General features: G+C 65.3%; 7 protein-coding genes. 1 reads left to right on the top strand and 6 read right to left on the bottom strand.

Translation table 11 applies throughout. The annotated features are described in order from the left end of the window. The 6 genes from ABID37_RS11470 to tauA form a co-directional block, all read right to left on the bottom strand. Positions 1-879: thiamine pyrophosphate-binding protein (locus ABID37_RS11470; protein WP_354194757.1), on the bottom strand; the 879-nt coding region annotated here is incomplete at its 3' end. 48 nt (positions 880-927) lie between these two features. Beyond that, a complete protein-coding gene (locus ABID37_RS11465) occupies positions 928-2328 on the bottom strand; it encodes an NAD(P)/FAD-dependent oxidoreductase (protein WP_354194755.1) in 1401 nt (466 codons plus the stop codon). 35 nt (positions 2329-2363) lie between these two features. Continuing rightward, positions 2364-2753 (bottom strand): nuclear transport factor 2 family protein, encoded by a 390-nt coding sequence (locus ABID37_RS11460; protein ID WP_354194753.1) that lies wholly within the window; start codon positions 2751-2753, stop codon positions 2364-2366. Positions 2754-2902: 149 nt separating this feature from the next. Next, on the bottom strand, positions 2903-3730 hold the full coding sequence (locus ABID37_RS11455) for an ABC transporter permease subunit (protein WP_354194751.1): 828 nt from the start codon (positions 3728-3730) through the stop codon (positions 2903-2905). Continuing rightward, positions 3723-4535, bottom strand: coding sequence for a taurine ABC transporter ATP-binding protein (locus ABID37_RS11450; protein ID WP_354194749.1), 813 nt, complete (start codon positions 4533-4535; stop codon positions 3723-3725). The genes ABID37_RS11455 and ABID37_RS11450 overlap by 8 nt, the downstream gene beginning before the upstream one ends. A 164-nt stretch (positions 4536-4699) precedes the next feature. Further along, complete coding sequence (tauA, locus tag ABID37_RS11445; RefSeq protein WP_354194747.1) at positions 4700-5731, bottom strand: taurine ABC transporter substrate-binding protein; 1032 nt, start codon at positions 5729-5731, stop codon at positions 4700-4702. Between the two features lie 159 nt (positions 5732-5890). Here tauA and pdxR point away from each other — a divergent pair, with 159 nt between their 5' ends. Beyond that, the gene (pdxR, locus tag ABID37_RS11440) at positions 5891-7378 is read left to right on the top strand and encodes a MocR-like pyridoxine biosynthesis transcription factor PdxR (protein ID WP_354194745.1); all 1488 of its coding nucleotides are present in this window, start codon (positions 5891-5893) and stop codon (positions 7376-7378) included. The last annotated feature ends 23 nt before the right edge of the window (positions 7379-7401 follow it).

The following is a 7401-nucleotide window of genomic DNA, read 5'->3' as shown; positions in this document are numbered from 1 at the left end:
CTTCGCTTCCTTCGGCCAGTAGTCGATGCCGTAGCCGGGCAGTGTCGAGAACGGGTTGAGGCGGGTGCCGAGCGCCAGCACCACGTCGGCCTTCGCGATCAGCTCCATGGCCGCCTTCGAGCCGTTGTAGCCGAGCGGGCCGACCGCAAGGCGATGCTCGCCGGGGAAGGCGTCATTGTGCTGGTAGCCGCAGCACACCGGCGCGTCGAGCCGCTCGGCAAGGGCGGCGGAATCCGCGATCGCCCCGCCGATGACCACGCCCGCGCCGTTGAGGATGACCGGGAACTTCGCCTCCGACAGAAGCTTCGCCGCCGCCGCGATCGCCTCGCTGCCGCCGGCCGGCCGCTCCAGCCGCACGATCTGCGGCAGCTCCACGTCGATGACATGGGTCCAGTAGTCGCGCGGGATGTTGATCTGGGCCGGCGCGCTCGCCCGCCAGGCCTTCTCGATCACCCGGTTGAGCACCTCGGGAATGCGCGCGGGATCGCGCACCTCCTCCTGGTAGCACACCATGTCCTCGAACACCGCCATCTGCGGCACCTCCTGGAAGCCGCCCTGGCCCATGGTGCGGTTGGCCGCCTGCGGCGTCACCAGCACCATCGGCGTGTGGTTCCAGTAGGCCGTCTTGATCGCGGTGACGAAGCCGGTCACGCCCGGCCCGTTCTGGGCGATCGCCATCGACATCTTGCCCGTCGCGCGCGCATAGCCGTCCGCGATCAGACCCGCATTGGTCTCGTGCGCGCAGTCCCAGAACGTGATCCCCGCCTTCGGAAACAGGTCCGAAACCGGCATCATCGCTGAACCGATGATCCCGAACGCATGCTCGATCCCATGCATCTGCAAGACCTTAACAAACGCTTCTTCCGTCGTCATCTTCATCGTCGTCGTTCCTTTCCTTTTACTGGGTGAAGCACCGGGATCCGGCGATCACAACAATTCGTCCCTGAGGTAATACCAGCGGTACATGGCGCGCTGGCCGATGCGCCGGAATGGCGTCAGAAGGCCGTGGTGCGGCAGCGCCGAGGTGAAGATCGGCAGGTCGAGCCCGCCGCCCTTGCCGGCGATCATCTGCGCCAGGCGGCGGCCGGCCTGGGCCGAATACATCACGCCGTTGCCGCCATAGCCCATGGCGTAGAAGACGCTCTGCGCCGGATCGGGCTGCGCGATGCGCGGCATCATGTCGTGGCTGACGTCGACCCAGCCCCACCAGGAATAGTCGATCTGCACGCCCTTCAACGACGGGAACTTGCGGTGCATGCCGGCAAGCAGCAGGTCGAGATGCTTCTGGTTGGCCGCGTCCGCGCCGGTGATGGCGCTGCGCGAGCCGATCTGGAAGCGGTTGTCGGGCATCAGCCGGTAGTAGTGGCGCAAGGTGCGGGTGTCGGTCAGCGGGATCTTCGCCTTGAAGTTCAGCGCCGCGACCTCGGAATCGCTCAGCGGCCGGGTGACGATGGAGTTCGACAGCACCGGCATCAGCCTGTGCTTGGTCAGCGGATGCAGGCCGGGCGATGTGTAGCCGGCGGTGGCAAAGGCCACGGCCCGCGCCCGCACCGTGCCGCCCGGCGTCGCCAGATAGTGCACGCCGTTGCGATGGGTGTAGCCGATCACCGGGCTGTCGGTGTGGACCTTGGCGCCGAGCTTGCGCGCCAGCCTCAGATAGCCGAAGGCCAGCCTGCCGGCATGGACGCCGATGCCGTCCGGCTCCAGCATGGCGCCCTTCGCCTCCTCGTCGCGGACGAAGTCGCGGTGGATCTCGTCGCGGCCGAGAATGCGGGTCGGATAGCCGAACACCTCGTTGAGCAGCTTCGATTCCTTCTCCAGCGCCGGCATCATCTTGTCGCGATGGGCGATGTAGAGGTGGCCGCCATCCTGCGGCAGGCAGTCGATCTCGGGCTCGGCGATCAGCGAGCGGAACAGGTCGAAGCCCTCGGCGATTTCCTTGTGCAGCTTCTTCGCCACCTCGACGCCCCAGCGCTCGATCCATTGCGAACGCTTCAGCCGGCCGGCGGAAATCTGCGCCTGCCCGCCATTGCGGGTCGAGCAGCCCCAGGCCACGCCGTTGGCCTCCAGAACCGTGGCCTTGATGCCGTGCTCGCGCGCCAGATGAATGGCGCAGGACAGGCCCGTATAGCCGGAGCCGACGACGACGACGTCGACATCCATGTCGGCCTTCACGGGCCCATCGTCGGCAGGCGGCTCGCCGGCAGTGCCGATCCAGTAGGTCGGCGCGTAGTCGCGTCCGTGGCCCGGATCGGGCGCCACCACCGGATCATAGTTCGGATCGTAGGGCTTGCGGGCCCGATTGCGTTCGATTGCCTGATGTTCCATGGCTCGGTTCCTCCGTCCGTCACGGACGGTCATTGTCACGCCTCGATCAGAGGCCGGTTCTTGCGGAAGGCCTGCTTCCTGACGATCTTGCCGTCGCGGAGCGTGAACAGGTCACAGCCCTCCGCCTCGACGCGGGTGCCGTCGGCGTTGGTGCCGGCGAACGTCCATTCCGAAACCGCCCTGTCGCCATGCACGAAGTGGCTGTGATGGTCCCAGCGGGCGTCCTTCATGGCGCCCCAGACGCCCGAGAATGCCGCGGCAATGGCCTGCGTGCCCTCGATGCGGGTGCCCCAGGCTTCGGAGCCGCCGATGGTGTTGAACACGCAGTCGGGTGCGAACCAGGCCATCACCCCATCGATGTCGTGCCGGTTGAAGGCATCGAACAATGCTGCAAGATCGGCTGCGGTGAGTTGCGATGTCGTCATGTCCAGGTCTTTCCTTCTGCTCGGCGCGCGGCAGGGTGCACGCCAGGGTTCGGGCGCAGCAGTACGCCCGCGCTTCAATGGTCGTTGGGGATGCCGTCCGTGTGCCGTCTAGGGCGGCGGCGGAGTGAAAGGTCGTATAAGCCGTACCATCACACGCGTCCCTTCCAGGGAATGAAGACCTTCTCGAGGTAGCGGATGAGCAGGTCGAAGGCGAAGGCGAACACGCCGATCACGATGATGCCCATGATGACGGTGTCGCTGGCCAGATATTCGGCGGCGTTAAGGACCATGAAGCCGAGGCCGCGGCTGGCGGCGACCATTTCGGCCGCGACCAGCGTGGTCCAGCCAACGCCGATGCCGATGCGCATGCCGGTGAAGATTTCCGGCAGCGCCGCCTTCATGATGACCTGAGAGATCACCTGCATGCGGCTGGCGCCCATGGCGTAGGCGGCGTGGATCTGCTCGGTCGACACCGAACGGACGCCGGCGCGGGCGGCGATCGCCATCGGCGCGAAGATCGCCAGGAAGATCAGGAAGACCTTCGGGAACTCGCCGATGCCCAGCCAGATGATGACCAGCGGCAGATAGGCCAGCGGCGGCAGCGGGCGATAGAACTCGATGATCGGATCGAGCAGGCCGCGCACGAAGCGGTTGACGCCCATCAATATGCCGATCGGGATGGCGGTGACGCAGGCCAGCGCGAAGGCGCCGAAGACGCGGCCAAGGCTGGCCAGCGTGTGCTGGATCAGCGTGGAGTTGGCCACGCCGTCCGTCATCGCCAGGATGAACTTGTTGTAGACGGCGATCGGCGAGGGCAGGAACAGGGGCCTGACCCAGCCCATCGACGTCACGAAGAACCACAGCGCGATCAGCACCAGCGCGGTGATGAGGCTGATGTGGCCGCTGTATCCCTCGCCGGGCGCGCCATAGACCTTGCCCGGTTCGGCGGATTTCGCCCTGGACAGCCGCTCAAGCATGGACCAGCTCCGGGTTTCCTGATGCTCGCTCATCGCCATAGATGATCCCCAGTATGGTTTCCCGCATCTCGATGAAGTCGGGACTGGACTTGATTGCGCGCGCATCCCCGCTTTCGAGGAAACGGCGGTTGAAATCGAGTTCGTAGGTGTGGGTGATGCGGCCGGGGCGCGGCGACATCACGATCAGCCGCGAGCCCAGGAACAGCGCCTCCTCCACACTGTGGGTGATGAAGAAGAACATCTTGTGGGTGTGCTGCCACACGCGCAGCAGCAGTTCCTGGATGGTCTCGCGCGTCAGCGCATCGAGCGCGGCCATCGGCTCGTCCATCAACAGCATGGCCGGGTCGCAGGTCAGCGCCCTGGCGATGCCGACGCGCTGCTGCATGCCGCCCGAGAGCTGGTAGATCATGTGCCGGTGGAAATCCTGCAGCCCGACCAGTTCCAGGTTGCGCACGGCGCGTTCGCGCCTCTGCTCCTTCGGCACGCCCTGCAGCTTCAGGCCGAATTCGGTGTTGTCGATGACGTTTAGCCAGGGCAGCAGCGCATGCTTCTGGAACACCACGCCACGGTCGGCGCCCGGGCCGGTGACGCGGCGTCCGCCCAGCGTGATCTCGCCGGCGGTGGGCGCCATGAAGCCCGCCATCAGGTTGAGCAGCGTGGTCTTGCCGCATCCGGAAGCGCCGAGCGCCACCACGAAGTCGCCGCTGTTGATCGTCAGGTTGACGCCCTTCAGCGCGATCACCGCCTCATCCGAATGCAGACCCGGATAGGTCAGGTTCACATTGCTGACGTTGAGAGTTTCCATATCTTGCCTTCTCGCGTCCTGTCCGTCGGACATGCGCCGGGGTTACAGGCCCCTGCGAGCCTGTTCGGAGAGCACCGGCGGCTTGAGCATCGGACCGAAAAGTGGAACCGGTTTTCGGGATGTTCCGATGCTCGATCAAATGCCGCCGGCCGGCATTTCAACTGTTACTTCGCAGCCGCCGTCGCGAAATCCGCATTCACGAAGCCGCTGTAGTCTTCCAGCGCATGGTCGATCTGCTTCTGTTCGACCAGGAATTTAGCACTTTCCGTGAAAGCACGCACCGCTCCGCTTTCGCCGCCGCCGCCGAGCCAGACATTGGACGCCTGCTCCTCGACGGTCGGGAAGGCCAGCAATTGCAGCGCCTCGACCACATCCTCGGGCGAGCCGCCGATCATCTTCACCATGCCCTGCACCTCGGGCGAATCCGCCGTCCAGTTGGCACCGTTCTTGGCATAGTCGGCATAGGCGTCGGCCAGAACCTTGGTGAAGGCGTTCATGAATTCGGGATTGTCGGCCGCGAACTTCTTGTCCACGACGATGCCGTCGAAGGTCGGGACGCTCTCCTTGCCGATGACCTCGGAGTCGGAGATGACCTTGCCGCTCTTGAGGATTTCCGACAGCGCCGGCGGCCAGACATAGGCGGCGTCGATGTCACCACGCTGCCAGGCGGCGACGATCTGCGGCGGCTTCATGTTGAGGATGTTGACCTCGCGCGGATCGATGTTCCAGACCTTCTCCATGCCGACGAGAAGATGGAAGTGCGAGGTCGACACGAACGGCACGCCGACCTTCTTGCCCTTGAGGTCCTCGGGCTTCTCGATGCCGGAGCCCTCGCGCGCGACGAGCGCCTCGGACTTGCCGATATTGTCGAGGATCCAGAAGAGCTGCATGTCGACGCCGCGGGTGGCCGCAGCCGCCGCGCCCGTCGAGCCGATGACGCCGATCGGCACGTTGCCCGAGGCAAGCGCGGTGGAAATGTCGCCGGCGGAGGAGAACTGCCTCCAGTCGACCGTATAGCCGGTGTCCTTGAGCGCCGCATCGAACCGGCCGTCGGCGATGGCGCTGACGAACGGACCCACGATCTGCTGATAGCCGACGACGATCGTCGTCTGCGCGAGGGCCGTTCCGGCATAGAATACCGAGGCGGCAAAAGCGGCGACGCGTGTAAATCTCTTCAGTGCCTGAAATGATTTCATCGTTTTTCTCCCATTGGAATCTGCGGAACCCGTATCCGCCCCCAGCCGCGACCTTCCTGCGGTCATTCTTCTGGATTAGCTGACGCTAAGGGAGGAATGCGACTTGCCTTATATCCAATCTGGAACTTCAATGAGTCCAGTTACGCAAAGGCATGATGTGTGAGCCAGCAAATCGTTTCCGAGGCCATTTTTTTCGTCGACCGGGCGAACCGCGCCGGCCTGCAAAGCCAGATTCGCGAGACGCTGGTGTCGGCCATACTGGCGGGCCGCCTGGTGCCGGGCGCGCGGCTGCCTTCGACGCGCAAGCTGGCCGACTACCTCAACATCTCGCGCATCACGGTGACGCTGGCCTATCAGGAACTGGCCTCCCAGGGCTATCTGGAGGCCAAAGGGCGCAGCGCCTATCTCGTCGCCGGTACCACGCCGCAGACGGACTTCGCAGCCCGCGAGCACCGGGACGACAGGAGCGAGGTGAACTGGCAAAACAAGATCAAGGCCAGCTTCTCGATCGCCAAGTCGATCCGCAAGCCGCTGGACTGGAGCCGCTTCCCGTTCCCCTTCCTCTACGGCCAGATGGACCCGACGCTGTTCGATCTTTCCGCCTGGCGCGACTGCGCGCGGCGCGCGCTGTCACGCGAGGATTTCGAGCTGATGGCCGGCGACTTCGCCGCCGCCGACGACATCCAGCTCGTCAACTACATCTGCACCCGCTCGCTGCCCAGCCGCGGCATCAAGGCCTCTCCCGACGAGATACTGGTCACCGTGGGGGCGCAGAACGCGCTGTGGCTGATCATCCAGCTCATGCTCAAGCAGGGTTCGAGCGCCGTGTGCGAGAACCCCTGCCACCCCGATCTCAGCGCCGCGCTGCAACTGAGCGGCGCGCAGGTCACCGCCGTCGAGGTCGACGAGGGCGGGTTACCGCCGAACCGGCTGCCGGGAAAGACCGACGTGGTGTTCGTGACGCCGAGCCACCACGCGCCCACCGCCGCCACCATGCCCATGCAGCGCCGGCTCGACCTCCTGGCCGAGGCGGAGCGGCGCGACTTCATCATCGTGGAAGACGACTACGAGTTCGAAATGAGCTTCCTGAAGCCGCCCTCCCCCGCCCTGAAGTCGCTCGACCGCAACGGGCGCGTGCTCTATGTGGGCAGCTTCTCCAAATCGCTGTTCCCGGGCCTGAGGCTCGGCTATCTCGCCGCCCCTGCCCCGGTGATCCGCGAGGCGCGCGCGCTGCGCGCCCTGATGCTGCGGCATCCGCCGGGCCATCTGCAGCGCACGGTGTCCTATTTCCTGGCGCTCGGCCATTACGACGCGGTCATCCGCCGCATGCGCATCGAATACCAGAAGCGCCATGAGGTGATGGCGGCCGCGCTGGCGCATGAGGGCTTCGACATCGCCGGCGCCTCCGATTTCGGCGGCACCGCCTTCTGGATCAGGGGGCCGGAGGGGATGGATGCCGACCGGCTGATGAGCGAATTGCGGCAGGACGGCGTGCTGATCGAAACCGGCTCGCCCTTCTTCCCCGATCTCGACGGCCCGTGCCGCTTCTTCCGCATGGGCTATTCATCGATCCCCAGCAACCGCATCGTGGAAGGCGTGGCGCGCACGGCCAGGCGTATCGACCAGCTCATGCGCCCGCGCGGCTAGAGCATTTCAGGTTTTGCCGGAAA

Source organism: Aquamicrobium terrae (assembly GCF_040545735.1).
Lineage (GTDB): Bacteria > Pseudomonadota > Alphaproteobacteria > Rhizobiales > Rhizobiaceae > Mesorhizobium > Mesorhizobium terrae_A.
The sequence above is the reverse complement of the archived record's forward strand: the minus strand, read 5'-3'. Positions and strand labels throughout refer to the sequence as shown.

Coding starts and splice junctions, on each gene's coding strand:
- ABID37_RS11455 (WP_354194751.1), bottom strand. CDS start 3,730: ATGCTTGAGCGGCTGTCCAGGGCGAAATCCGCCGAACCGGGCAAGGTC.
- ABID37_RS11460 (WP_354194753.1), bottom strand. CDS start 2,753: ATGACGACATCGCAACTCACCGCAGCCGATCTTGCAGCATTGTTCGAT.
- tauA (WP_354194747.1), bottom strand. CDS start 5,731: ATGAAATCATTTCAGGCACTGAAGAGATTTACACGCGTCGCCGCTTTT.
- ABID37_RS11450 (WP_354194749.1), bottom strand. CDS start 4,535: ATGGAAACTCTCAACGTCAGCAATGTGAACCTGACCTATCCGGGTCTG.
- ABID37_RS11465 (WP_354194755.1), bottom strand. CDS start 2,328: ATGGAACATCAGGCAATCGAACGCAATCGGGCCCGCAAGCCCTACGAT.